Annotated in this window: 22 protein-coding genes; 4 read left to right on the top strand and 18 right to left on the bottom strand. The window is 57.4% G+C overall.

Features of this window, described 5'->3' with window-relative positions:
- Positions 1-37 precede the first annotated feature (37 nt).
- On the top strand, positions 38-454 hold the full coding sequence (locus tag IAI51_RS04855; RefSeq protein WP_187677445.1) for an OsmC family protein: 417 nt from the start codon (positions 38-40) through the stop codon (positions 452-454).
- 61 nt (positions 455-515) lie between these two features.
- Positions 516-1,382, top strand: coding sequence for a pirin family protein (locus IAI51_RS04850; RefSeq protein ID WP_187677444.1), 867 nt, complete (start codon positions 516-518; stop codon positions 1,380-1,382).
- A gap of 94 nt (positions 1,383-1,476) precedes the next feature.
- Here the strand turns inward: IAI51_RS04850 and IAI51_RS04845 are convergent, their stop codons facing one another.
- From IAI51_RS04845 to IAI51_RS04830, 4 genes are all read right to left on the bottom strand, one after another.
- The gene (locus IAI51_RS04845; RefSeq protein WP_187677443.1) at positions 1,477-2,205 is read right to left on the bottom strand and encodes a dienelactone hydrolase family protein; all 729 of its coding nucleotides are present in this window, start codon (positions 2,203-2,205) and stop codon (positions 1,477-1,479) included.
- A gap of 68 nt (positions 2,206-2,273) precedes the next feature.
- A complete protein-coding gene (htpG, locus tag IAI51_RS04840; RefSeq protein ID WP_187677442.1) occupies positions 2,274-4,178 on the bottom strand; it encodes a molecular chaperone HtpG in 1,905 nt (634 codons plus the stop codon).
- Positions 4,179-4,259: 81 nt separating this feature from the next.
- Positions 4,260-4,712, bottom strand: a complete 453-nt coding sequence (locus IAI51_RS04835) for a PaaI family thioesterase (protein ID WP_187677441.1) — start codon at positions 4,710-4,712, stop codon at positions 4,260-4,262.
- On the bottom strand, positions 4,709-5,185 hold the full coding sequence (locus IAI51_RS04830; RefSeq protein ID WP_187677440.1) for a PaaI family thioesterase: 477 nt from the start codon (positions 5,183-5,185) through the stop codon (positions 4,709-4,711). Before IAI51_RS04830 ends, IAI51_RS04835 begins: the two co-directional genes overlap by 4 nt.
- 158 nt (positions 5,186-5,343) lie before the next feature.
- On the opposite strand from IAI51_RS04830, the gene IAI51_RS04825 reads away from it, so the two are divergent.
- The gene (locus IAI51_RS04825) at positions 5,344-5,580 is read left to right on the top strand and encodes a hypothetical protein (RefSeq protein WP_007962865.1); all 237 of its coding nucleotides are present in this window, start codon (positions 5,344-5,346) and stop codon (positions 5,578-5,580) included.
- A 77-nt stretch (positions 5,581-5,657) separates the two neighbouring features.
- Here the strand turns inward: IAI51_RS04825 and IAI51_RS04820 are convergent, their stop codons facing one another.
- The 12 genes from IAI51_RS04820 to sdhC form a co-directional block, all read right to left on the bottom strand.
- Positions 5,658-6,059, bottom strand: coding sequence for an MAPEG family protein (locus IAI51_RS04820; RefSeq protein ID WP_187677439.1), 402 nt, complete (start codon positions 6,057-6,059; stop codon positions 5,658-5,660).
- On the bottom strand, positions 6,059-6,796 hold the full coding sequence (locus IAI51_RS04815) for a DUF599 domain-containing protein (RefSeq protein ID WP_187677438.1): 738 nt from the start codon (positions 6,794-6,796) through the stop codon (positions 6,059-6,061). Before IAI51_RS04815 ends, IAI51_RS04820 begins: the two co-directional genes overlap by 1 nt.
- A 159-nt stretch (positions 6,797-6,955) precedes the next feature.
- Entirely contained in the window at positions 6,956-8,269 is a 1,314-nt protein-coding gene (brnQ, locus tag IAI51_RS04810; RefSeq protein WP_187677437.1) for a branched-chain amino acid transport system II carrier protein, read from the bottom strand.
- Positions 8,270-8,588: 319 nt separating this feature from the next.
- Positions 8,589-9,470, bottom strand: coding sequence for a succinate--CoA ligase subunit alpha (gene sucD / locus IAI51_RS04805; protein WP_187677436.1), 882 nt, complete (start codon positions 9,468-9,470; stop codon positions 8,589-8,591).
- Positions 9,470-10,636, bottom strand: a complete 1,167-nt coding sequence (sucC, locus tag IAI51_RS04800) for an ADP-forming succinate--CoA ligase subunit beta (protein WP_085732277.1) — start codon at positions 10,634-10,636, stop codon at positions 9,470-9,472. The genes sucD and sucC overlap by 1 nt, the downstream gene beginning before the upstream one ends.
- Before the next feature lie 183 nt (positions 10,637-10,819).
- Positions 10,820-12,256 (bottom strand): dihydrolipoyl dehydrogenase, encoded by a 1,437-nt coding sequence (lpdA, locus tag IAI51_RS04795; protein ID WP_187677435.1) that lies wholly within the window; start codon positions 12,254-12,256, stop codon positions 10,820-10,822.
- 97 nt (positions 12,257-12,353) lie between these two features.
- Complete coding sequence (odhB, locus tag IAI51_RS04790) at positions 12,354-13,574, bottom strand: 2-oxoglutarate dehydrogenase complex dihydrolipoyllysine-residue succinyltransferase (protein ID WP_187677434.1); 1,221 nt, start codon at positions 13,572-13,574, stop codon at positions 12,354-12,356.
- 42 nt (positions 13,575-13,616) lie between these two features.
- Positions 13,617-16,448, bottom strand: coding sequence for a 2-oxoglutarate dehydrogenase E1 component (locus IAI51_RS04785; RefSeq protein WP_187677433.1), 2,832 nt, complete (start codon positions 16,446-16,448; stop codon positions 13,617-13,619).
- Between the two features lie 251 nt (positions 16,449-16,699).
- Positions 16,700-17,404: a succinate dehydrogenase iron-sulfur subunit gene (locus IAI51_RS04780; RefSeq protein ID WP_038364054.1), complete on the bottom strand. Its 705-nt coding sequence runs from the start codon at positions 17,402-17,404 to the stop codon at positions 16,700-16,702.
- Between the two features lie 11 nt (positions 17,405-17,415).
- Positions 17,416-19,188: a succinate dehydrogenase flavoprotein subunit gene (gene sdhA / locus IAI51_RS04775; protein ID WP_187677432.1), complete on the bottom strand. Its 1,773-nt coding sequence runs from the start codon at positions 19,186-19,188 to the stop codon at positions 17,416-17,418.
- A gap of 3 nt (positions 19,189-19,191) precedes the next feature.
- On the bottom strand, positions 19,192-19,560 hold the full coding sequence (gene sdhD, locus IAI51_RS04770) for a succinate dehydrogenase, hydrophobic membrane anchor protein (protein ID WP_007977503.1): 369 nt from the start codon (positions 19,558-19,560) through the stop codon (positions 19,192-19,194).
- Positions 19,554-19,928 carry a succinate dehydrogenase, cytochrome b556 subunit gene (gene sdhC, locus IAI51_RS04765; RefSeq protein ID WP_034156251.1) on the bottom strand — a complete coding sequence of 125 codons (375 nt, stop codon included), beginning with the start codon at positions 19,926-19,928 and terminating at the stop codon, positions 19,554-19,556. The genes sdhD and sdhC overlap by 7 nt, the downstream gene beginning before the upstream one ends.
- Before the next feature lie 361 nt (positions 19,929-20,289).
- On the opposite strand from sdhC, the gene gltA reads away from it, so the two are divergent.
- Positions 20,290-21,579, top strand: a complete 1,290-nt coding sequence (gene gltA, locus IAI51_RS04760; protein ID WP_003222994.1) for a citrate synthase — start codon at positions 20,290-20,292, stop codon at positions 21,577-21,579.
- Between the two features lie 1,032 nt (positions 21,580-22,611).
- Here the strand turns inward: gltA and IAI51_RS04755 are convergent.
- The gene (locus IAI51_RS04755) at positions 22,612-24,270 is read right to left on the bottom strand and encodes a cation acetate symporter (RefSeq protein ID WP_187677431.1); all 1,659 of its coding nucleotides are present in this window, start codon (positions 24,268-24,270) and stop codon (positions 22,612-22,614) included.
- On the bottom strand, positions 24,267-24,578 hold the full coding sequence (locus IAI51_RS04750) for a DUF485 domain-containing protein (protein WP_187677430.1): 312 nt from the start codon (positions 24,576-24,578) through the stop codon (positions 24,267-24,269). The genes IAI51_RS04755 and IAI51_RS04750 overlap by 4 nt, the downstream gene beginning before the upstream one ends.
- Positions 24,579-24,656: the final 78 nt, after the last annotated feature.

The following is a 24,656-nucleotide window of genomic DNA, read 5'->3' as shown; positions in this document are numbered from 1 at the left end:
TGATCGAACGACTTTTCCTACTGCCAGTGAGGTTCCCATGACTGTTACCGTCAATACCGTCTCCGCTGAAGGTTTTCGTCACACCGTACAAATCGATGACCACGAATTGTTTGCCGACGTGCCGGTTGCTGCCGGTGGCGAAGGCTCGGCGCCAGAGCCGCACGACTACTTCGACGCCGCCCTCGGTGCGTGCAAGGCCTTGACCCTGAAGATGTACGCGAAGAAAAAAGACATCCCGCTGACCGGCGTGGGTGTCGAAGTGAAACGCGACAACAGCCAGGAGCAGAAAGGCAAATACGCCCTGCACGTCACGCTCACCCTCAAAGGCGTGCTCACTGATGCCCAGCGCGAAGAATTGCTGCGCGTGGCCGATCGTTGCCCGATCCACAAGCTGATGACCACCAGCGAAGTCAGCATCGAAACCCACGCCCCACAAGGCTTCGATAGCCAATAACCATGCTGATGCCAGCGGCGGGTTATGCTTCTGGCATCACCCGCTCAGCCTGGAATGCACCATGGACACGCAACCTCTGATCATCCGCCCGCGCGCCGAAGACGTCGAAGGCCAGCCGATTCTGCGACCGCTGCCGTCAGCCAAATGCCGCAGCGTCGGGCCTTTCGTGTTTGTTGATCACATGCTTGAGACGGTTTATCCGACGGGCAAAGGCATGAACATCCGACAGCATCCACACATCGGTCTGTCGACCCTCACCTATTTGTTCGAAGGCCAACTCCTGCACAAGGACAGCCTCGGCTCCGATCAAGTGGTCAGCGCCGGTGATGTCAGCTGGATGACCGCCGGCAGCGCGATTGCTCATGTTGAACGCACGCCCGAACCGCTGTGGGATCAGAGCTTCACGATGCACGGCTTGCAGATCTGGTTGGCTTCGCCCAAGGATCACGAACAAGGCCCCGGGCATTACAGTCATCACCCGGCGGCGACCTTGCCGGTCAGCGATAACCTCGGCGTGCAGATTCGGATGATTGCCGGGTCAGGCTTTTGCCTGAAATCACCAGTGCCGGTGCTTTCTCCTACGCTGTATGCCGAAGTGAAGATGCAAACGGCGACCACACTGCTGATTCCCACCGAGCATGAGGAACGTGCGTTGTATGTATTAAGCGGCGATGCGCAGTTGAACGGCGAAGCAGTCGAGCCGCATGCGTTGGTGGTGTTGCCGGCCGGGGAAGAGATGAGCCTGTTTGCAGAGAGTGACGTTCACGCCGTGGTATTCGGCGGCGCCCCACTGGACGGGCCTCGGCGGATCAACTGGAATTTTGTCGCAAGCGATCCGGCGGCGATTGATGAGGCACGGCGCAAGTGGGCGGCCGGGGATTGGCCGACGGTGCCAGGGGAAAGTGAGCGGATCGAATTGCCGCGTTAAAACATTAGAAACAAAAAATCGCAGCCTGCAGCAGCGCCTACACGGGATCAATGTAGGCGCTGCCGCAGGCTGCGATCTTTTGATCTGAGGGCAATCAGCCCTTGAACACTTCATCCAGCAAGTCATGCATCGACTTGAATGCCCGTGCAGCGGTCTTCGCGTCGTACATCATCTTGCCCGGCACATTGGCGTGCGGATCGGTAAACGAGTGCACGGCACCGCCGTAGCTCAGCAGTTGCCAATCCACGTTCGCCGCGTTCATCTCGTCTTCGAAAGCCGGCAACTGCTCCTTCGGCACCAATGGATCGGAAGCGCCATGCAGCACCAGCACCGAGCCTTTGATGTTTTTGGCATCCGCCGGATTCGGCGAGTCCAACGTACCGTGGAACGAAACCGCCGCCTTCACCGGCGCGCCGGTACGGGCCAGATCCAGTGCACAGCAACCGCCGAAGCAGAAGCCGAACACCGCCAGTTTCGAGAGATCGACCGCCGCTTCACCCTGCTTCTGCAACTGCTCGAACGCTGCCTGCATGCGCTTGCGCAACAGTGCACGATCATCCTTCAGCGGCATCATCGCCGCACCGGCCTGATCAGCGTTTTGCGGACGTACGGCCTGGCCGTAGACGTCGGCGATCAATACTACGTAGCCCTTGGCCGCCACTGATTTAGCGATTTCCTCGGCGCCAGCGCTGACGCCCATCCAGTTCGGTGCCATCAGCAAACCCGGGCGCGCGTCCTTGTGCTCGGCATTAAACGCCAAACGACCTTCATAAGGCTGACCGTCAATCTGATAGACCACGGAACGTACAGTGACTTGGCTCATTTCTGACTCCTGATTGGTTAAACACCAGAATGAAAAAACCCGCCGAAGCGGGTTTTTCTACAACGTGATCAAACCGACAGTTCAACCAGCAGCTTGTTCAAACGGCGCACGTACGCGGCCGGATCCTTCAAGCTGTCGCCGGCAGCCAGGGCTGCCTGATCGAAGAGGATGTGCGACAGGTCGCCGAAACGCTCTTCGCTCTGCTCGCCGTCGAGTTTCTCGATCAGCGGGTGAGCCGGGTTGAACTCGAAAATCGGCTTCGAATCCGGCACCTTCTGGCCGCTGGCTTCGAGGATCTGACGCATTTGCAGACCCAGATCCTGCTCGCCGATGGCCAGAATTGCTGGCGAGTCGGTCAGACGATGGGAAACCCGCACTTCAGCCACGGAATCACCCAACGCAGTTTTCAGACGCTCGACCAGACCTTCTTTGGACTTGGCAACCTCTTCTGCGGCTTTCTTGTCCTCTTCCGAGTCCAGGTTGCCCAGATCGAGGTCACCGCGTGCCACGTCGACAAAGCTCTTGCCGTCGAATTCGCTCAGGTAGCTCATCAGCCACTCGTCGATACGGTCGGTCAGCAGCAGCACTTCGATGCCTTTCTTGCGGAAGACTTCCAGGTGCGGGCTGTTCTTGACCTGCGCGTAAGTTTCGCCGGTGAGGTAGTAGATCTTGTCCTGACCTTCCTTGGCGCGTGCCAGGTAATCGGCCAGACCGACGATCTGCTCGCCGTCGTCACCGTTGGTCGATGCAAAACGCAGCAGACCGGCAATTTTCTCTTTGTTGGCGAAGTCTTCTGCCGGGCCTTCTTTCATGACCTGACCGAAGTTTTTCCAGAAGCCTTTGTATTGCTCAGGCTCGTTCTTCGCCAGTTTTTCCAGCATATCGAGTACGCGCTTGGTCAGCGCCGACTTCATCGAATCGATGATCGGGTCTTTCTGCAGGATTTCCCGCGACACGTTCAGCGACAGGTCGTTGGAATCGACCACACCTTTGATGAAGCGCAGGTACAGCGGCAGGAACGACTCGGCCTGATCCATGACGAACACGCGCTGCACGTACAGCTTCAGGCCTTTCGGCGCTTCACGCTGGTACAGGTCGAACGGTGCACGGGCCGGCACGTACAGCAGCGAGCTGTATTCGAGTTTGCCTTCAACCTTGTTGTGACTCCAGGCCAGCGGGTTCTCGAAGTCATGAGCGATGTGCTTGTAGAATTCCTGGTACTCCTCGTCCTTCACGTCAGTGCGAGGACGGGTCCACAGGGCGCTGGCGCGGTTGACGGTTTCCCATTCAACAGCTGGTGTTTCTTCGCCTTCGGCTGCGGTGACTTCTTTCGGCAGCTCGATCGGCAGCGCGATGTGGTCGGAGTACTTCTTGATGATGTTACGCAGACGCCAGCCATCAGCGAACTCGTCTTCTGCCGCTTTCAGGTGCAGAACGATGCGAGTGCCGCGCTCAGGTTTTTCGATGGTAGCGACTTCGAATTCACCCTCGCCTTTCGACGACCAGTGCACACCTTCGCTGGCAGGAGTGCCGGCGCGACGGCTGTAAACGTCAACCTGGTCGGCAACGATGAAGGCCGAGTAGAAACCTACGCCGAACTGGCCGATCAGGTGCGAATCCTTCTTCTGATCGCCGGACAGGTTTTTCATGAAATCGGCGGTGCCCGATTTGGCGATGGTCCCCAGGTGGGTGATCACATCGTCACGGTTCATGCCGATACCGTTGTCTTCGAGGGTGACGGTCTTGGCGTCTTTATCGAAGCTCACACGGATTTTCAGATCAGCGCCACCTTCGAGCAAATCCGGCTTGGCCAGGGCTTCGAAGCGCAGCTTGTCTACAGCGTCAGAGGCGTTCGAGATCAATTCGCGAAGGAAGATTTCCTTGTTGGAATACAGCGAATGGATCATGAGGTGCAGCAGCTGCTTTACCTCGGTCTGGAAGCCCAGGGTTTCCTTTTGAGTTTCCACACTCATGGTCATCAAACTCCAATCAGATGGCATTGGCCGCGACCCGAATGGTCTGCGGCGGGTTGTCATCTGAGTTTGGGGCAGTGTTCAGGATTTCAAGGGCTCATCGATTTTGAAGTGCGCACGGGCGGTGGCAATCGGTTCGCTCTCTGTGCTTTGCCACGCGGTGACGGCGACGTTGGCCACTCGCCGCCCCTGACGACAGACCTGACACTTGGCCCACGTATCACGAAACTGCCCGGCACGCAGGTAGTCGAGAGAGAAGTCGATGATCTTCGGCACGCCCGGCGCCCCGGTAAAAATCAGTAGATGCAGCGCTGCAGCCAGCTCCATAAACCCTGCAATCACCCCGCCATGGATCGCCGGCAACAAAGGGTTACCAATGTTGTCCTTGTTCGCCGGCAGCTTGAACAGCAGTTCATCACCGACCCGCGAGCACTCGATGCCGATCAGACCGGCATAGGGGATCAACTTAAGCAACGGCGCGTAGTCGCCCTGCGCGTGGGCCAGTTGCAACTGATCCTTGAAGTCGCTGCTCATTGGCCTTCACTCTTGATGGCGCCGCCGAAACCCTTGGCGCCTTTAATGTTTTTGCCCATGCGCATGAACGTGCCAACAACATGAGCGATTGGCTGTTCGGGATCATCCTGATAGGCAAAACCGCGGGCGAAGATCACATCTGTCGTAACGCGATAGCACTGAGCGAAGCCGTAGACATTTTTGTGGGGTTCAGCGGCGTGCATGTAGTCGATGCGCAGATCAAGGGTTGGGCAGACTTCGAATACCGGCAGCACACACAACGTCGACATCCCGCAGGCCGTGTCCATCAACGAGGTGATCGCCCCGCCATGAATCACCCCGGTTTGCGGGTTGCCGACGATTTTTGGACTGTACGGCAGGATCACTGTAAGTCCTTCACTGGAGGCGCTGTGCACCTGCAAACCCAGTACCTGACAGTGACGCAATGCCGAAAGCAAACGCGTCGCGCGCTCAAAAACGGGGTTTTCAGCCATTTGATAATTACTCTCGTTAGTGCCTGTTTTGAGTAGTAACCGGAACAGCAAAAGTTCCATTGCAAAACAAACTTATATATCTGAAAGAAATGAGGAACTTAACCCTCGGCGCTGAGTTCTTAAGGCCAGTAGTTATTTTCCATAAGGAGAAACACCCCATGCGTAAGACTTTAGCTATTGCCTTGATGTTGACCGCTTCCCTCGGTCTCGCTGCCTGCGATAAAAAATCCGAGGACAAAGCTCAAGATGCCAACCAACATGCTGAACAGGCTCAGCAGGACATGAACAAAGCTCAGGATAAAGTGAACGACGCAGCGAAAGAAAACGCCGAAGCTGCCAAAGCTCAGGCTGAATCGAACCAGGCTGCACAAGAAGAAGCTGCCAAGAAGCAATAATTTGCTTTTCGGTGTCACAAAAGAAAACCCGCCAAGTGCGGGTTTTCTTTTGCCTGGGATTTATCGGTACTGTCGACTTAGAGCAACACGGTTCTAAAAGTCGGACTAATCATCAGCAACAACGAACACACTAAGCCGACCAGCCAGACCAGGCTGCGCAGCTTGGGTAGATCCGCCAGGTAAAACCACAAGTAGATAATCCGTGCGATCACGAAAATAATCGCCAAGGCATCAATCAACCACCCTTGGGTTTGCGTGGTGTGCGCCATCAGTACACCCACGGCAAACAGGATGAACGCTTCGATGCTGTTCTGGTGAGCCGCCAGCGCCCTTGCGCCATAACCGGTCAGTTGCGCCTGCTGCTGGCGCGGCAGGTGGTTGTTGTAACCGCCCTGCTCTTTCATGGCTTTGCCCACCGGCATGCGCGCGATATAGATCAACAGCGCACTGATAAACACACACCAGAACGGAATACTCATCAAACGGCCTCTTTGTTCGCCTCGGGGATGGGCGCCTCTGTAGGGGTATAGACCATCACATCGAGAACGTCGGAATGAAATTCGCGGCGATACAAGACGACGACCACGCCGGCGCTCATGATCATGAACAACCATGGGCTGACGAACCAGGCCAGCATGCTCATGCCGAAGTAGTAGGAGCGCAGGCCGAAGTTGAACTGGTTGGCCGCCATCGAAATCACCCGCGCCGCCCGCGAAGCAAAGGCCTTGCGCTCCTGCTCCGAGACTTGACGCTCACCGATCATGGGCGCCGAGCCGATCAGGATCGCCGCAAAGTTGTACTGGCGCATGCACCAGCTGAAGGTGAAGAACGCGTAGACAAACACCAGCGCCAGACACAGCAACTTGATCTCCGACATGCCTTGCGAAGCCTGCTGCACCATCGGAATGTCCGCCAGCAACGACACCGCCCGTTCAGACGCCCCCAGCACAGTGAGAATACCGGCGAGGATGATCAGGGTGCTGGAGGCGAAGAACGAGGCGTTGCGCTCCAGGTTGCCGATCACGCTGGCGTCGGCGATACGGTTGTCACGCAGCAACATACGGCGCATCCAGTCCTCGCGATACAGGTGCAGTACGCTGGCCAGGCACGCTGTATCACGGGCCTTCCAGGTGGCATAACGGGTGTAGCCGCCCCAGCAGATGACGAACCAGACGGCGGCGAGCAGGTGAATCAGGTTGGCTTGGATGAACGACATGCGGTTCCTTGTGATGTAGATGCGGAATCTAAGCAACCCTTCGACGTTAGCTCAGGAAAAAAGACACTGCCTGACGCCCATAAAAAATGCCCCGTATCGATTGATACGGGGCATTTCTGTTTAAGCGTTCAAGACCCGCTTGTGGCGAGTCAGGAAACGTCAGGCAATGGCTTCGCTGCGCTTGCCCAGCACGCGATCGCAGACTACCGCGACCACCAGAGTCATTACGCACGGCACCAGCCACGCCAGACCTTGCTCGCTAAGCGGCAGATGAGACAGCTGCGAAGGCATCCAGTCAGCGAGACCGGCGCCTTTCAGCGCGTCGATGGTGCCGAACAGGAACGACACCAGCATCACCGGGCCAAGAATACGGCCGTGTTCATGCCAGAAATCCTTGCAGAAGCTTAGGGCCACCAACACGATGCATGGCGGATAGATCGCGGTCAGCACCGGGATGGAGAACGCAATCAACTTGGTCAGGCCAAGGTTGGACACCAGCAGCGAGAACCCGGCCAGAATGATCACCAGCGTCTTGTAGGACAGTGGCAGCACACGGCTGAAGTACTCAGCACAGGCGCAGGTCAGCCCGACCGCCGTCACCAGACACGCCAGCGAGATCAGCACCGCAAGGAAACCGCTGCCCAACGAACCGAAGGTGTGTTGCACGTAAGCGTGCAGTACCGCAGCGCCGTTGGTGGCACCGACCGCGACTTCGTGGCTGCCGGAACCTAGACGGAACAGGCTGACATACACCAGCGCCAGACCGACACCGGCAATCAGGCCAGCGATGATCGCGTAACGGGTGATCAGGGCTGGCGACTCGACGCCACGGGAGCGGATCGCGTTAACGATGACGATGCCAAACACCAGCGCGCCCAGGGTATCCATGGTCAGGTAACCATTGATGAAGCCTTGGGAGAACGGTGCTGCCACGTATTCCGGCGTACCGCTACCGATATCACCGGCAGGCAAGACAAACGCGGCGATGCCGAGTACCGCCAGCGCGATGATTTTCAGCGGCGCGAGGAAACGCCCAACGGTGTCGAGCAAACGGCCCGGGTAGAGCGAGATGAAGAACACCAGCAGGAAGTACACCGAGCTGTAGAGGAACAGCGCCAGCGGACTTTCGCCGGTCAGCGGCGCCAGCCCCACTTCGAACGACACGGTCGCGGTACGCGGGGTGGCGAACAACGGGCCGACCGCCAGGTAGCACGCAGCAGCCAAAATGCCGCCGGCAATCTTGCCGATCGGGCTGCTCAGCGCATCCATCGCCCCGCCAACCTTGGCCAGCGCGACGACGGTGACCACCGGCAGACCGACCGCCGTGATCAGAAAGCCCAGCGCGGCCATCCAGACGTGAGGTCCGGCCTGCAAACCGACGATAGGCGGGAAGATGATGTTACCGGCCCCAACGAACAGGGCAAACGTCATAAAACCAAGTGCCAGGATGTCCTGACCTTTCAAAACTTTCATTAAGGAAATACCACACTACTGAATCGGAATTTAGAGGGGAATTGCCCTGTGGGATTAGGGAAATGCTGTCGATCCGTATGGGACTGACCTGTATAGCGCGTTGCATGCCTTGTGGGCGGCAGACGCAAAAATGGCTGCTAGCCTAACGAATTTGGTTCACAAACGCACTGTTAGAGGGCGAACTATCCGATACGCGACGTTTCCGTGTCGCGTTTTTGCATGTAATTGGGGGCAAGCCTATAAATCCTCGAATGCCAGAAACGACAAAGGCCACCCGAAGGTGACCTTTGTTTGGTAAAGCGTCAGTTAAGCGCGAGGCTTACTTGACAGGCCAACCAGTCAGCTCGGCCAGGGCCTTGCCGATGTCTGCCAGCGAACGCACGGTTTTAACGCCTGCGTCTTGCAGCGCAGCGAATTTCTCGTCTGCAGTGCCTTTGCCGCCAGAGATGATTGCGCCAGCATGGCCCATGCGCTTGCCCGGAGGAGCAGTCACACCAGCGATGTAGGAAACAACCGGCTTGGTCACGTGAGCCTTGATGTAGGCAGCCGCTTCTTCTTCAGCAGAACCGCCGATCTCACCGATCATCACGATCGCTTCGGTCTTCGGGTCTTCCTGGAACAGCTTCAGGATGTCGATGAAGTTCGAACCCGGGATCGGGTCACCACCGATGCCGACGCAAGTCGACTGACCGAAACCGGCGTCAGTAGTCTGCTTCACAGCTTCGTAGGTCAGGGTGCCGGAACGGGAAACAATACCGACCTTGCCTGGCAAGTGAATGTGACCTGGCATGATGCCGATCTTGCATTCGCCTGGGGTGATCACGCCTGGGCAGTTAGGGCCGATCAGGACTACGCCCAGCTCGTCGCACTTAACTTTAGCGTCCAGCATGTCCAGGGTAGGAATGCCTTCGGTGATGCAGACGATCAGCTTGATGCCGCCGAAAGCCGCTTCCAGGATCGAATCCTTGCAGAAAGGAGCCGGAACGTAGATCACGCTGGCGGTAGCGCCGGTGGCAGCTACAGCATCTTTAACGGTGTTGAACACTGGCAGACCCAGGTGCTCGGTGCCGCCTTTGCCTGGAGTTACGCCGCCAACCATCTTGGTGCCGTATTCGATGGCTTGCTGGGTGTGGAAACTACCTTGCGAACCGGTAATACCCTGGCAGATAACTTTGGTGTCTTTATTGATCAGGACGCTCATTATTTGCCCTCCGCAGCTTTGACAACTTGTTGAGCAGCGTCGGTCAGGCTGGTAGCAGCGATGATGTTCAAACCGCTTTCTGCCAGTACTTTAGCGCCCAGCTCAGCGTTGTTGCCTTCAAGGCGAACAACAACCGGGATTTTCACGCCGACTTCTTTCACAGCGCCGATGATGCCTTCGGCAATCATGTCGCAGCGAACGATGCCGCCGAAGATGTTGACCAGTACTGCAGCGACGTTAGTGTCGGACAGGATGATCTTGAACGCTTCGGTAACGCGTTCTTTGGTTGCACCACCACCTACGTCGAGGAAGTTGGCTGGCTTGCCGCCATGCAGGTTGACGATGTCCATGGTACCCATGGCCAGGCCAGCACCGTTGACCATGCAACCGATGTTGCCTTCCAGCGCTACGTAGTTCAGTTCGAACTTGGCAGCGTGCGCTTCGCGCGGATCGTCTTGCGACGGATCATGGAAAGTCTTCAGCTTAGGCTGACGGTACATGGCGTTGGCGTCGATGTTGATCTTGGCGTCGAGGCAGTGCAGATCGCCGTCAGCCTTGATCACCAGCGGGTTCACTTCCAGCAGAGCCAGGTCGTGATCCTTGAACAGCTTGGCCAGACCTACGAAGATCTTGGCGAACTGAGCAACCTGCTTGCCTTCCAGACCCAACTGGAATGCCAGCTCGCGACCCTGGAATGGCTGAGCGCCAACCAGTGGATCGATAGTGGCTTTCAGAATTTTTTCTGGAGTGTCGTGAGCGATTTTCTCGATGTCCACGCCACCTTCGGTGGAAGCCATGAACACGATGCGACGGCTCGAACGGTCAACGACAGCGCCCAGGTACAGCTCTTTAGCGATATCAGTGCACGATTCAACCAGGATCTTGGTGACTGGCTGGCCATTGGCGTCAGTCTGGTAAGTCACCAGACGCTTGCCCAGCCACTGCTGTGCGAAGGCTTTGGCGTCTTCTTTGCTGCGAACCAGCTTAACGCCGCCCGCTTTACCGCGACCACCGGCGTGAACCTGGGCTTTGACAACCCACTCGTTGCCGCCGATCTTGTCGCAAGCTTCTGCTGCTGCTTCCGGGGTGTCTACTGCGTAACCAGTGGAAACTGGCAGGCCGTATTCAGCGAACAGCTGCTTACCCTGATACTCGTGAAGATTCATGCTTTTTACCGTCTTCGTTAGGTACTGCGCATTCGGCGCTGCGCTCTTTATGAGTGCCGCGCCACCTGTGACTGCTGCTTGCGTAGCTGAGCTACGCAAGACTGCGTCCAGCGGACATTCCGCGGTGAGACTTGCTCGCAAGGCTCACGACGGGCCGTTACCGCCGTGGTTTCTTATTGTGTCTTAACGCTTCTTGCGGTTGGCAATGTGGATGGCGCCGCCATTCACAGCCAGAGCAGCTTCGTGCAAGGCTTCAGACAGGGTCGGATGGGAGAAAACCATCATGCCCAGGTCTTCAGCGCTGGTGCCGAATTCCATACCGATCGCGCCCTGCTGAACCAGCTCTGCAGCGCTCGGGCCAATCACGTGCACGCCCAATACGCGGTCAGTCTTGGCATCAGCGATGACCTTGACGAAACCACCGGTATCGTTGGCGGCCATGGCACGGCCGGAAGCGGCGAACGGGAAGGTGCCGACGTTAACTTCAACGCCTTCAGCTTTCAAGGCCTGCTCGGTTTTGCCAACCCACGCGATTTCCGGGTGAGTATAAATAACCGAAGGGATCAGGTCATAGTTCATCTGGGCTTTGTGGCCCTTGATGCGCTCGACAACCATGATGCCCTCTTCCGAAGCCTTGTGAGCCAGCATCATGCCGCGAACCACGTCACCGATGGCGAAAACGCCCGGTACGGTGGTGGCGCAGTGATCGTCAACGTGCACGAAACCGCGCTCGTCCAGGGTCACGCCGCTATCGGCAGCCAGCAGATCAGTGGTCACCGGACGGCGACCAACGGCTACGATCAGCTTGTCGAAAGTGATGGTCTGTTCGCCGTTGGCATCGGTGTAGCTGACAACGACTTCGTCGCCGTTCACTTTCGAACCGGTGACGCGAGCGCCCAGCTTGATGTCCAGACCCTGTTTGGTCAGGGTTTTCAGCGCTTCCTTGGAAACAGCGGTGTCCGCTGCCATCAGGAAAGTGTCCAGAGCTTCCAGAACAACTACTTCAGAACCCAGACGCGACCACACCGAACCCAGTTCCAGACCGATCACGCCAGCGCCAATCACGCCCAGACGCTTAGGTACGGCTTGGAATTCCAGTGCGCCAGTCGAATCGACGATGACTTTCTGATCAACCGGAGCCGGTGGAATGTCGATAGGACGCGAACCTGGAGCCAGGATGACGTTTTCAGCTTCGATGACTTCAACCGAACCGTCTGGCTTGGTGACTTCGACTTTCTTGCCAGCCAGCAGTTTGCCGTGGCCCTGAATCGAAGTAACGCCGTTGGCCTTGAACAGGGTGGCAACGCCGCCGGTCAGGTTCTTGACGATGCCAGCCTTGCGGCCAATCATCGCCGCGACGTCCATTTTGACTTCGCCGGTCGAGATACCGTGAACGTTGAAGCTTTCTTTCGCTTCCTTGTATTTCCAGGAGCTGTCCAGCAGCGCCTTGGAAGGAATGCAGCCGACGTTCAGGCAGGTACCGCCCAGGGCTTGCTTGCCTTCGGCGTCGGTGTACTTCTCGATGCAGGCAGTGGTCAGACCCAGCTGCGCGGCCTTGATGGCTGCTACGTAGCCGCCAGGGCCAGCACCGATCACTACTACGTCAAATTTCTGCGACATTCAAAAATTCCTCTTTAGCGAAAAGCTTCAAGCCGCGCGCTCCAAGCCAAGCTGCCCTTTCCTGCAGCTTGAAACTTGAAACCCGCGACTGCTTCTATCAGATATCCAGCAACAGACGAGCCGGATCTTCCAGCAGGTTCTTGATGGTCACCAGGAAGGTCACAGCTTCTTTGCCATCGATCAGACGGTGATCGTAGGACAGTGCCAAGTACATCATCGGACGGATAACGACCTGACCGTTGATGGCCATAGGACGCTGGATGATGTTGTGCATGCCCAGAATCGCTGCCTGCGGCGGGTTGACGATCGGGGTCGACATCATCGAACCGAAGGTACCACCGTTGGTGATGGTGAAGGTACCACCGGTCATCTCGTCCATCGACAGTTTGCCGTCACGGGCTTTCTTGCCGAAAGTGGCGATGCCGCCTTCGATTTCAGCCAGGCTCATCAGCTCGGCGTTACGCAGAACCGGTACTACCAGGCCACGATCGCTGGAAACGGCAACGCCGATATCCGCATAGCCGTGGTAAACGATGTCGCCACCGTCGATCGACGCGTTGACAGCCGGGAAGCGTTTCAGCGCTTCGGTAGCTGCTTTGACGAAGAACGACATGAAGCCCAGGCGCACGCCGTTATGGGACTTCTCGAACAGATCCTTGTACTTCGAACGCAGGGCCATGACTTCGGTCATGTCTACTTCGTTGAAAGTCGTCAGCATCGCCATGTTCGATTGCGCTTCAACCAGACGCTTGGCCACAGTGGCGCGAACGCGGGTCATCGGTACGCGCTTCTCGATGCGGTCGCCAGCGGCGAACACAGGAGCGGCAGCCGAAGGAGCAGCAGCCTTGGCAGGCGCGGCAGCCGGAGCGGCTTTCTTGGCAGCAACAGCTGCAACCACGTCTTCCTTGGTCACACGACCACCCTTGCCGGTGCCGGCAACGGAAGCGATGTTGATGCCGTTCTCTTCAGCCAGCTTGCGAGCAGCCGGAGCAGCGACAGGATCGTCTTCGCCTTCGGCAGCAGCAGGTGCGGCGGCAGCAGCGGCCGGAGCAGCAGCGGCTGGAGCAGCGGCAGCAGCACCGCCCGCTTCGATGGAGCCCAGAACTTCGTCGGACAGAACGGTGTCGCCTTCGTTCTTGACGATTGCGCCCAGCACGCCATCAGCAGTAGCCAGCACTTCCAGTACGACTTTGTCGGTTTCGATGTCAACGATCAGATCGTCGCGCTTGACAGCGTCGCCCGGTTTTTTGTGCCAGGTGGCAACGGTGCCATCGGCAACCGATTCCGGGAAAGTGGGGGCTTTGATCTCGATAGCCATTATCTGTAGTTCCTTAAATTCGGTTTCAAGTGCGCGAAGGCATTAAACGGTAAACGCGTCTTGCAACAGTTTTTCCTGCTGCTCGGCGTGCATCGATGCGTAACCACAAGCAGGTGCAGCGGAGGCATCACGGCCCGCGTACTCAAGTACGAGAGATTTGTCGTGTTTGCCAACGATGCGGCGCATGTGGTGCTGGCTGCAGTACCAGGCGCCCTGGTTCATCGGCTCTTCCTGACACCAAACGATATGTTTGAGGTTGGTGTACGGAGCCAGGACTTCAATCAAGTCGTCCTCAGGGAATGGGTACAGCTGCTCGATACGCACGACAGCGATATCGTCACGACCTTCGGCACGACGCTTTTCCAGCAGGTCGTAGTAGACCTTGCCGCTACACAGAACAACACGCTCGACCTTTTGTGGGTCTTGAGCATCGATTTCCGGGATAACGGTCTGGAACGAACCTTCGGCCAGGTCTTCCAGAGTCGAGATGGCCAGCTTGTGGCGCAGCAGCGACTTCGGCGTCAGCACGACCAATGGTTTGCGCAGCGGGCGAATCACCTGACGACGCAGCAAGTGGTAGATCTGCGCCGGCGTGGTCGGTACGGCTACCTGAATGTTGTGCTCGGCGCACAGCTGCAGGTAACGCTCCAGACGTGCCGAGGAGTGCTCAGGACCCTGACCTTCGTAACCGTGTGGCAGCAGCATGGTCAGACCGCACAGACGGCCCCACTTGTGCTCGCCACTGGTGATGAACTGGTCGATAACCACTTGAGCACCGTTGGCGAAGTCGCCGAACTGGGCTTCCCAGATCACCAGCGCATCCGGCGTGGTGGTCGAGTAGCCGTATTCGAACGCCAAAACGGCCTCTTCCGACAGGAACGAGTCGTACAGGTCAAAGCGTGGCTGACCGTCGTACAGGTGCTGCAGCGGAACGTAAGTGCCAGCGTCTTTCTGGTTGTGCAGAACAGCGTGACGGTGCGAGAACGTACCGCGGCCGATGTCCTGACCGGTCATGCGAATCGGGTGACCTTCGAACGCCAGGGTCGCGTACGCCATGGTTTCAGCGTAACCCCAGTTGATCGGCAGGCCGCCGGCTTGCATCTTCTGACGGTCTTCGTAGATCTTCGCAACCTGGCGCTGAACCACGAAGCCATCCGGAATTTCCAGCAGCTTGGCGGACAGTTCCTGCAGGGTTTTCAGATCGAAACGAGTGTCGTGACGCGCAGTCCAGGCGTGGCCCAGATACGGACGCCAGTCCACGAACAACTCTTTGTTCGGCTCTTTGACCAGGCTTTTCACTACGTGCAGACCGTTGTCCAGCGCGTTGCGGTATTCGTCGACTTTCGCCTGAACACGCTCTGCATCAAGCGTACCGTCCTGAGTCAGACGATCAGCGTACAGCTCACGGGTGGTGCGCTGCTTGGTGATCTGCTGATACATCAGAGGCTGGGTGCCGCTTGGCTCGTCGGCCTCGTTGTGGCCGCGACGACGGTAGCAGACCAGATCGATTACCACGTCACGCTTGAATTGCATGCGGTAGTCGATGGCCAACTGGGTCACGAACAACACGGCTTCCGGATCATCACCATTCACATGGAGGATCGGCGCCTGGATCATCTTGGCAACGTCGGTGGCGTACTCGGTGGAACGCGAGTCCAGCGGGTTGCTGATGGTGAAACCAACCTGGTTGTTGATCACGATGTGCACAGTACCGCCGGTCTTGAAACCGCGGGTCTGGGACATCTGGAAGGTTTCCATGACCACGCCTTGACCGGCGAATGCCGCGTCACCGTGGATGGAGATCGGCAGAACCTTCTCACCGGTCGAATCGTTACGACGATCCTGACGGGCGCGAACCGAACCTTCGACCACCGGGGAAACGATTTCCAGGTGGGACGGGTTGAACGCCATGGCCAGGTGAACTTCACCGCCGGCGGTCATCACGTTGGAGGAGAAGCCCTGGTGGTATTTAACGTCACCGGAACCCAGCTCGACCTTCTTCTTGCCTTCGAACTCGTCGAACAGCTCACGCGGGTTCTTGCCGAAGGTATTGACCAGAACGTTCAGACGACCACGGTGGGCCATGCCGATGACGACTTCCTTGGTACCGTAGGAACCGGAACGCTGGATCAGTTCGTCGAGCATCGGAATCAGGCTCTCGCCGCCTTCCAGACCGAAACGCTTGGTGCCCGGGTATTTGGTGCCCAGGTATTTTTCCAGACCTTCACCGGCAGTCACGCGCTCAAGCAGGTGGCTCTTGATGTCGGCGGAGTACGTCGGACGACCACGCACGCTTTCCAGACGCTGCTGGAACCACTGGCGCTGCTCGGAATCGGTGATATGCGTAAATTCAGCGCCGATGGTGCGGCAATATGTCTGCTGCAACGCTTCGTGAATTTCGCGTAGGCTCGCTTCCTCTTTGCCGATGAACAGGTCGCCGGCACGGAAGGTCGTATCAAGATCGGCATTGGTCAAGCCGTAATGATTGATCGACAGGTCTGCAGGTGCAGGACGCTGCCACAGTCCCAGCGGGTCAAGCTGGGCTGCCTGGTGGCCACGCATACGGTAGGCCTGGATCAATCGCAGCACTTCAACTTGCTTCTTCTCGTGCTCACTGCTCACGCTCCCGGCGGAAACCGGTTGAGCGCGACGCTGGTTCTTTGCCAGCAGCACGAAATGATCGCGAATCGTCGAGTGCGAAACATCAGTGGCAGAGTTGCCGTCGGCAGGCAACTTCTGAAAGTAGGTGCGCCACTCTTCTGGCACAGCGTTAGGGTCGTGCAGGTAGAGCTCATAAAGCTCTTCCACATAGGCAGCGTTTCCACCTGAAAGGTAGGCGCTGTTCCACATGCGCTGCATCACGCTTTCTTGCATGCTTGGTCACCCTCGGTTAGGGGAACACCATCGGTGTCGACACCGAGCAAACTTGCAGAAGTCCGAATGCAGCGACTAAAACAAGCCACTTAGGATCACACTGATAGTCCGGGTACCAGCCCGGATGCCCCTGCTTGTCTCATTTCTTCAAAATAAGAGCTGCAGCTTGTGACTACTGCTCTGGTTATAGCCATGACGCGGGTTGAAGCCCGCGCCACAGCCTCTACGGTACAGCGGTTACAGCAGCTGAATCACACGCCGCTCGAAAGCAGCATGTTACGGATGTGACCGATGGCCTTAGTCGGGTTCAGGCCTTTCGGACATACGTTGACGCAGTTCATGATGCCCCGGCAGCGGAATACGCTGAACGGGTCATCGAGCGAAGCCAGACGCTCGTTGGTCTTGGTGTCACGGCTGTCTGCCAGGAAGCGATAGGCTTGCAGCAGAGCGGCTGGACCCAGGAACTTGTCCGGGTTCCACCAGAAGGACGGGCAAGAGGTCGAGCAGCAAGCGCACAGGATGCACTCGTACAGACCGTCGAGCTTTTCACGCTCTTCTGGCGACTGCAGACGCTCGATGGCCGGAGCCGGCGTGTCGTTCTGCAGGTAAGGCTTCACCTTCTCGTATTGCTTGTAGAAGATGCTCATATCGACGACCAGGTCACGGATAACCGGCAAACCTGGCAGAGGACGAACGATCAACTTGTTACCTTTTACAACGGCGGACAGTGGCGTGATGCAGGCCAGACCGTTCTTGCCGTTGATGTTCATGCCGTCGGAGCCGCAGACACCTTCACGGCAAGAGCGACGATAGGAGAAACCTTCGTCCTGCTCTTTGATGAGGGCCAGCACGTCCAGCACCATCAGGTCTTTACCACCGGTATCGACCTGGAATTCCTGCATGAACGGCGCAGCGTCCTGATCAGGGTTGTAGCGATAAACACTGACTTGCAACATGGCGGTCACCCTTAATAAGTCCGGACTTTCGGTTCGAAAGTCGGAACAGTCTTCGGCGAGAAGTTAACGGCACGCTTGGTGACGCGCTTGTCACCCGGGAAGTACAGGGTGTGGCACAGCCAGTTTTCGTCGTCACGGTCTTCGAAGTCTTCACGGGCGTGCGCACCGCGGGACTCTTTACGTACTTCGGCAGCAATGGCAGTCGCTTCAGCCACTTCCAGCAGGTTTTGCAGTTCCAGCGCTTCGATACGTGCAGTGTTGAAAGCCTGCGACTTATCGTTGATCTTCACGTTAGCGATACGCTGACGCAGATCGGCCAGTTGAGCGATACCTTTCTGCATGTATTCGCCGGTACGGAACACACCGAAGTAGTTCTGCATGCAGCTTTGCAGCTCACGACGCAGGGTTGCTACGTCTTCGCCATCAGTGCGGCTGTTCAGCGAGTTCAGGCGCGACAGGGCAGCTTCGATATCGGCTTCGGTAGCGTCGTCGTATTCGATGCCGTCGGTCAGTGCCTTTTCCAGGTGCAGGCCGGCAGCGCGGCCGAATACCACCAGGTCGAGCAACGAGTTGCCGCCCAGACGGTTGGCGCCGTGAACCGATACGCAAGCCACTTCACCTACAGCGAACAGACCAGGAATGATCTGATCCACTCCGTCGGCGTTCTGGGTGATCGCCTGACCATGAATGTTGGTGGCAACGCCGCCCATCATATAGTGGCAAGTCGGAACAACCGGAACCGGCGCAACCACCGGGTCAACGTGCGCGAAAGTCTTCGACAGTTCGCAGATGCCTGGCAGACGGCTGTGCAGCACTTCCTCGCCCAAGTGGTCGAGTTTGAGCATTACGTGGTCGCCATTCGGACCGCAACCGTTGCCGGCGATGATTTCTTTAACCATCGAGCGAGCAACCACGTCACGACCGGCAAGGTCTTTGGCGTTCGGAGCATAACGCTCCATGAAACGCTCGCCGTGCTTGTTGATCAGGTAACCACCCTCACCACGGCAACCTTCTGTAACCAGTACACCAGCACCGGCGATGCCGGTCGGGTGGAACTGCCACATTTCGATGTCTTGTACCGGCACGCCAGCACGCAGAGCCATGCCGACGCCGTCACCGGTGTTGATCAGGGCGTTGGTGGTGGACGCGTAGATACGGCCTGCACCGCCGGTAGCCAATACGGTGGCTTTTGCGCGGATGTAGGAGGTTTCGCCAGTTTCGATGCAGATCGCGATCACACCGACGAAATCGCCTTCCTGGTTTTTCACCAGGTCGACAGCGTAGTACTCGTTCAGGAACGTGGTACCAGCCTTCAGGTTGCCCTGATACAGAGTGTGCAGCAGTGCGTGACCGGTACGGTCGGAAGCGGCGCAAGTACGTGCAGCCTGACCGCCCTTGCCGTAGTCCTTGGACTGACCGCCGAACGGACGCTGGTAGATACGGCCTTGCTCGGTACGCGAGAACGGCAGACCCATGTGGTCCAGCTCGAAAACGGCAGCCGGGCCTTCCTGACACATGTATTCGATAGCGTCCTGGTCACCGATGTAGTCGGAGCCCTTGACGGTATCGTACATGTGCCAGCGCCAGTCATCGTTCGGGTCAGCGGACGCGATTGCACAGGTGATGCCGCCCTGGGCGGATACAGTGTGCGAACGGGTCGGGAAAACCTTGGTGATCACGGCAGTCTTGTGACCGCCCTGCGCCAGTTGCAGCGCAGCGCGCATGCCGGCACCGCCACCACCAATGATGATGGCGTCGAAAGAAATCGTTGGAATGTTAGCCATGACTCAGATACCCCAGAGAATCTGCACACCCCAGACGAAGTAAGCGAACATCGCAACGCCGCATACTGCCTGGAAAAGGAAACGTACTGCGGTCGCGGACTTGCCCAGCGCCATTGGCGTCAGGTAGTCGGTCGCGATGGTCCACATGCCGACCCAGGCGTGAGCGCCGAGAGCAACAAGGGCCAGCAGACTGAAGATACGCATCCCGTTGTGGGCGAACAGGCCGTGCCACTGGTCGTAGCCAATGCCCGGATTCGCTGCAAGGTATCCGATCAGGAAAATGAAATAAGCCGCGAGAACAACCGCAGACACACGTTGCGCCATCCAGTCATAGAGGCCCGAACGCGAAAGGTTCGTAACGCTGGTTACCATATCCAAACTCCTGCCAGAACGATCAACACCACCGAAACGGCGATGATAATTTTCGAGCCCAGGCGGCCGCCTTCCAGCGTCTCACCGATGCCCATATCCATGATCAAGTGGCGCACACCGGCTACCAGGTGATACAGCAGAGCGGACAGGAGGCCCCATGCTACGAACTTGGCCAGCGGGCTGGTCAAGCATGCCTTCACTTCGGCAAAACCTTCCTCGGAACCCAGAGACTTGCCCAATGCATAAAGCATGAAGCCGATACCCAGGAAGAGGATGATGCCGGAAACACGGTGAAGAAACGACGTAACGCCGGTGATGGGGAGTTTGATGGTCCTTAGGTCTAGGTTTACAGGTCGTTGGCTTTTCACGGCTTTTTTTTCACACTGAAGAGCCCCTAACAATCAGGGCAAAGTTGTTGGGGAGTGCACTGGTCAGGTAACCACCACCCAGGGATGCGACCCCCAATAAAGCAGGCCCAAAAGCCCTTGGCGGTCGGTGGCCGAGTATAGACAGTTAGGCTACTAATGACAACGCAATCACCTACCCCCAATAGCTGATTGCACAAGTTGAATAAAAGGCGTAAATGGCAGGCAATTTCGAGGAAAAAGTGCGCTTAAAGCCTTCTGGAGCAAGACTTTAGGCAAATTGACATTCGAATTTATCTCACTATAGTGGTGCGGGCCCTGCGTGGGGGGTCTGTCTGATGGTTAAGCATAAATAGGAGGCCACATGGCTGACAAAAAAGCGCAGTTGATCATCGAGGGCGCAGCCCCCGTCGAGCTGCCCATTTTAACCGGCACCGTTGGTCCCGATGTAATCGATGTTCGGGGCCTGACGGCCACGGGCCGCTTCACTTTCGACCCTGGTTTCATGTCGACCGCCTCGTGCGAATCGAAGATTACCTATATCGACGGCGACAACGGCATTCTGTTGCACCGCGGCTACCCGATCGAACAACTGGCTGAAAAGTCAGACTACCTGGAAACCTGCTACCTGCTGCTCAACGGCGAACTGCCGACAGCAGAACAGAAGGCCCAGTTCGTCAGCACCGTCAAGAACCACACCATGGTTCACGAGCAGCTGAAAACCTTCTTCAACGGTTTCCGTCGCGACGCCCACCCGATGGCCGTCATGTGCGGCGTAGTCGGCGCCCTCTCGGCCTTCTACCACGACTCCCTGGACATCAATAACCCGCAGCATCGCGAAATTTCCGCGATCCGCCTGGTTGCCAAGATGCCGACCCTGGCAGCGATGGTTTACAAGTACTCCATGGGCCAACCCATGATGTACCCGCGTAACGACCTGACGTACGCGGAAAACTTCCTGCACATGATGTTCAACACCCCGTGCGAGATCAAACCGATCAGCCCGGTGCTCGCCAAGGCCATGGACCGGATCTTCATCCTCCACGCCGACCACGAGCAGAACGCATCGACTTCCACCGTGCGCCTGGCAGGCTCTTCGGGTGCCAACCCGTTCGCCTGTATCGCCGCCGGTATCGCCGCACTGTGGGGCCCTGCCCACGGCGGTGCGAACGAAGCCGTTCTGACCATGCTTGATGAAATCGGCGATGTTTCGAACATCGACAAGTTCATCGCCAAGGCCAAGGACAAGAACGATCCGTTCAAACTGATGGGCTTCGGTCACCGCGTTTACAAGAACCGCGATCCTCGCGCGACTGTAATGAAGCAGACCTGCGACGAAGTACTGAAGGAACTGGGCATCAACAACGATCCGCAACTCGAACTGGCCATGCGCCTGGAAGAGATCGCCCTGACCGACCCGTACTTCATCGAACGCTCGCTGTACCCGAACGTCGACTTCTACTCGGGGATCATCCTCAAGGCGATCGGCATTCCGACCAGCATGTTCACCGTGATCTTCGCGCTGGCACGTACTGTCGGTTGGATCTCCCACTGGAAAGAAATGCTCTCCAGCCCGTACAAGATCGGCCGTCCGCGCCAGCTGTACACCGGCTACGAGTCGCGTGACATTACCAAGCTGGAAGACCGCAAATAAGAGTTGTCTTGCGATAACGTCTTGAGTTGTAGCGGGAACGGCCTCTATTTATATAGGGGCCGTTTTTGTTTATTGGGCCGCATCGGCCTGTGGGCCGACTGGTTTTTTGGAATCAGGTGTATATCCGTTTTTTGAGTAGCTGCTGCTGGCGGTTTCGCTCTTACAGCGAGTCACCTTTTCCAAACGCCGGAATGCCGGCCCAGCGAAAAGGTAACCCAAAAGGCTTTGCCCCGGCGTTCGGCACTTCGCTGAGGCTCAGTGTTCCCTCGCTACGGTGTCCATCAGGGGGCATCGCCTACGGTTTGCTTCGCTGCACCTCCTCTCGATGAATGCGGCTTCGCCGCACGGCGCTTCGCGCCTACCCCCCTGATGAACACCTTCACTCGGCCTGCCGATGGGGGCAAAAGAGCAAAAGCAACATCAAGAGCCAAGCCAAAGCCAAAGCCAAAGCCAAAACAGATCAAAAGATCGCAGCCTTCGGCAGCTCCTACAATTGGGTGGGGTGCACCTGCTAGAGATTGGTCGACTGTCAGGCCGCCATCGCGAGCAGGCTCGCTCCCACAGAAAATCAGAAGTCGACCGCACGCTTTTCCACCACCCAACACAATGAGCGTTAGCTCGAGTGCAGCTTTTGATCTTGATCCACCGGCCCCTTCGGCAGGCTGAGTGGAGGGATTTATCCGGGGGCGGGAGCGCAGCGACCGTTTGGCGAAGCCAAATGCATCGAGAGGAGGTGCAGCGAAGCAAACCGGAGGCGATGCGCCCGGATGAATCCCGGAGCGAAGGAACCCGAGCCTGCGAGGGCCGAACGCTGGGGCAAGCCTTTTTTTGCTTACTTTTTTGAGGCGTTTGTCAAAAAAGTGAGTCGCCGTAAGGGCGAAACCCTAAGAAGCCGTTACCGCAGCAACGGATATAAACGCAACAAAAAGGCAACAAACAGCCGCAGTCCGATAACCGCCCAATAAAAATGCCCCAATCTCTCGACCAGGGCATTCAGTACAGCGTTGCTAACTATCGAAAACCATCAAACCATCAATGCGAAACCGCCCCACTCGCCCCCAATCCCGTCTGCGAACGCACAAACTGCGGGAAGAACAGCGCCCGCTCCTTGTCCGCAGCCGCCGACTTGTCAGTGATCGAGAAGAACCAGATCCCCACAAACGCTATGATCATCGAGAACAACGCAGGATACTCGTAAGGAAAGATCGCCTTCTCGTGATGCAGAATCTGCACCCAGATGGTCGGGCCAAGCACCATCAGGCCCACAGCACTGATCAGCCCCAGCCAACCGCCAATCATCGCGCCGCGGGTGGTCAGCTTCTTCCAGTACATCGAAAGCAGCAGGACCGGGAAGTTACAGCTCGCCGCGATGGAGAACGCCAGGCCAACCATGAACGCGATGTTCTGGCTTTCGAACAGAATACCCAGACCAATCGCCAGCACTGCCAAGGCAATGGTGGTGATCTTCGAAACGCGGATCTCATCCTTCTCGTTCGCCTTGCCCTTCTTGATCACGCTGGCATACAGGTCGTGAGACACCGCCGAAGCACCGGCCAGGGTCAGACCCGCGACAACCGCCAGAATGGTCGCGAACGCCACAGCCGAGATGAAGCCGAGGAAGATGCTCCCGCCGACTGCGTTGGCCAAGTGCACCGCCGCCATGTTGTTGCCGCCCAACAGCGCGCCAGCAGCATCTTTGAAGGCCGGGTTGGTGCTGACCAGCAGGATCGCGCCGAAGCCGATGATGAAGGTCAGAATGTAGAAGTAGCCAATGAAACCGGTTGCGTACAGCACGCTCTTACGAGCTTCTTTAGCGTCGCTCACGGTGAAGAAGCGCATCAGAATATGCGGCAGGCCAGCAGTACCGAACATCAGCGCCAGACCGAGGGAGAACGCCGAAATCGGATCTTTCACCAAGCCGCCAGGGCTCATGATCGCTTCACCTTTAGGGTGAACCTTGATCGCCTCGGAGAACAGCATGTTGAAGTCGAAGTTGACGTGCTTCATCACCATCAGCGCCATGAACGAGGCACCGGACAGCAACAGCACAGCCTTGATGATCTGCACCCAAGTGGTCGCCAGCATGCCGCCGAACAACACGTACATGCACATCAGCACACCGACCAGAATCACCGCCACGTGGTAGTCCAGACCGAACAACAGTTGGATCAACTTGCCGGCACCAACCATTTGCGCGATCAGGTAGAACGCCACCACCACCAGCGAACCGCAGGCAGACAGGGTGCGAATCTGGGTTTGCCCGAGGCGGTAGGACGCCACGTCGGCAAAGGTGTATTTACCCAGGTTACGCAGACGTTCGGCGATCAGGAACAGAATGATCGGCCAGCCCACCAGGAAGCCGATCGAGTAGATCAGGCCATCGTAGCCGGAGGTGAACACCAGCGCGGAAATCCCCAGGAAGGACGCCGCCGACATGTAGTCACCGGCGATCGCCAGACCATTCTGGAAACCGGTGATCTTGCCGCCCGCCGCATAGTAGTCGGCCGCCGAGTTGTTTTTCTTCGAGGCCCAGTAGGTGATGTACAAGGTCGCGCCAACGAACGCCACGAACATCAGGATGGCTGGAATGTTCAGTGGCTGCTTGGCCACTGCGCCCGTCAAGGCGTCAGCGGCAAAGGCACAAGGCGCGAACGCTGCAACGCTCAATAGAGAAAGTAGACGCCGGATCATTGCTGAGCCTCCTTGAGAATCGCATTGTTCAGGTCGTCAAACTCGCCATTGGCGCGGCGCACGTAGATAGCAGTGAGGATGAAGGCCGAGATAATCAGGCCGACACCGATAGGAATGCCCCAGGTAATCGAGGATTCAGGACTGAGCTTCGCACCCAGCACGTGTGGCCCGTAGGCGATCAGAAGGATGAATCCGGAGTAGAGCCCGAGCATGATCGCCGAGAGTATCCAGGCGAACTTTTCCCTTTTTCGCACCAGCTCCTTGAATCGGGGACTGTTTTGAATCGAGAGGTAAATGCTGTCGTTCATTGTTTTTATCCTCGCAGCACAGATTATTGTTGGAACGTAGCTAATGTATGCGGCTGCGGGACAGGTTCCAGACGACCT

The organism is Pseudomonas sp. N40(2020), from assembly GCF_014472415.1.
Taxonomy (GTDB): domain Bacteria; phylum Pseudomonadota; class Gammaproteobacteria; order Pseudomonadales; family Pseudomonadaceae; genus Aquipseudomonas.
The sequence above is the reverse complement of the archived record's forward strand: the minus strand, read 5'-3'. Positions and strand labels throughout refer to the sequence as shown.

What these genes read in the sequence shown, in the direction of transcription:
- IAI51_RS04855 (WP_187677445.1), top strand. Translation starts at nt 38, where the DNA reads ATGACTGTTACCGTCAATACCGTCTCCGCTGAAGGTTTTCGTCACACC.
- IAI51_RS04850 (WP_187677444.1), top strand. Translation starts at nt 516, where the DNA reads ATGGACACGCAACCTCTGATCATCCGCCCGCGCGCCGAAGACGTCGAA.
- IAI51_RS04845 (WP_187677443.1), bottom strand. Translation starts at nt 2,205, where the DNA reads ATGAGCCAAGTCACTGTACGTTCCGTGGTCTATCAGATTGACGGTCAG.
- htpG (WP_187677442.1), bottom strand. Translation starts at nt 4,178, where the DNA reads ATGAGTGTGGAAACTCAAAAGGAAACCCTGGGCTTCCAGACCGAGGTA.
- IAI51_RS04835 (WP_187677441.1), bottom strand. Translation starts at nt 4,712, where the DNA reads ATGAGCAGCGACTTCAAGGATCAGTTGCAACTGGCCCACGCGCAGGGC.
- IAI51_RS04830 (WP_187677440.1), bottom strand. Translation starts at nt 5,185, where the DNA reads ATGGCTGAAAACCCCGTTTTTGAGCGCGCGACGCGTTTGCTTTCGGCA.
- IAI51_RS04825 (WP_007962865.1), top strand. Translation starts at nt 5,344, where the DNA reads ATGCGTAAGACTTTAGCTATTGCCTTGATGTTGACCGCTTCCCTCGGT.
- IAI51_RS04820 (WP_187677439.1), bottom strand. Translation starts at nt 6,059, where the DNA reads ATGAGTATTCCGTTCTGGTGTGTGTTTATCAGTGCGCTGTTGATCTAT.
- IAI51_RS04815 (WP_187677438.1), bottom strand. Translation starts at nt 6,796, where the DNA reads ATGTCGTTCATCCAAGCCAACCTGATTCACCTGCTCGCCGCCGTCTGG.
- brnQ (WP_187677437.1), bottom strand. Translation starts at nt 8,269, where the DNA reads ATGAAAGTTTTGAAAGGTCAGGACATCCTGGCACTTGGTTTTATGACG.
- sucD (WP_187677436.1), bottom strand. Translation starts at nt 9,470, where the DNA reads ATGAGCGTCCTGATCAATAAAGACACCAAAGTTATCTGCCAGGGTATT.
- sucC (WP_085732277.1), bottom strand. Translation starts at nt 10,636, where the DNA reads ATGAATCTTCACGAGTATCAGGGTAAGCAGCTGTTCGCTGAATACGGC.
- lpdA (WP_187677435.1), bottom strand. Translation starts at nt 12,256, where the DNA reads ATGTCGCAGAAATTTGACGTAGTAGTGATCGGTGCTGGCCCTGGCGGC.
- odhB (WP_187677434.1), bottom strand. Translation starts at nt 13,574, where the DNA reads ATGGCTATCGAGATCAAAGCCCCCACTTTCCCGGAATCGGTTGCCGAT.
- IAI51_RS04785 (WP_187677433.1), bottom strand. Translation starts at nt 16,448, where the DNA reads ATGCAAGAAAGCGTGATGCAGCGCATGTGGAACAGCGCCTACCTTTCA.
- IAI51_RS04780 (WP_038364054.1), bottom strand. Translation starts at nt 17,404, where the DNA reads ATGTTGCAAGTCAGTGTTTATCGCTACAACCCTGATCAGGACGCTGCG.
- sdhA (WP_187677432.1), bottom strand. Translation starts at nt 19,188, where the DNA reads ATGGCTAACATTCCAACGATTTCTTTCGACGCCATCATCATTGGTGGT.
- sdhD (WP_007977503.1), bottom strand. Translation starts at nt 19,560, where the DNA reads ATGGTAACCAGCGTTACGAACCTTTCGCGTTCGGGCCTCTATGACTGG.
- gltA (WP_003222994.1), top strand. Translation starts at nt 20,290, where the DNA reads ATGGCTGACAAAAAAGCGCAGTTGATCATCGAGGGCGCAGCCCCCGTC.
- IAI51_RS04755 (WP_187677431.1), bottom strand. Translation starts at nt 24,270, where the DNA reads ATGATCCGGCGTCTACTTTCTCTATTGAGCGTTGCAGCGTTCGCGCCT.
- IAI51_RS04750 (WP_187677430.1), bottom strand. Translation starts at nt 24,578, where the DNA reads ATGAACGACAGCATTTACCTCTCGATTCAAAACAGTCCCCGATTCAAG.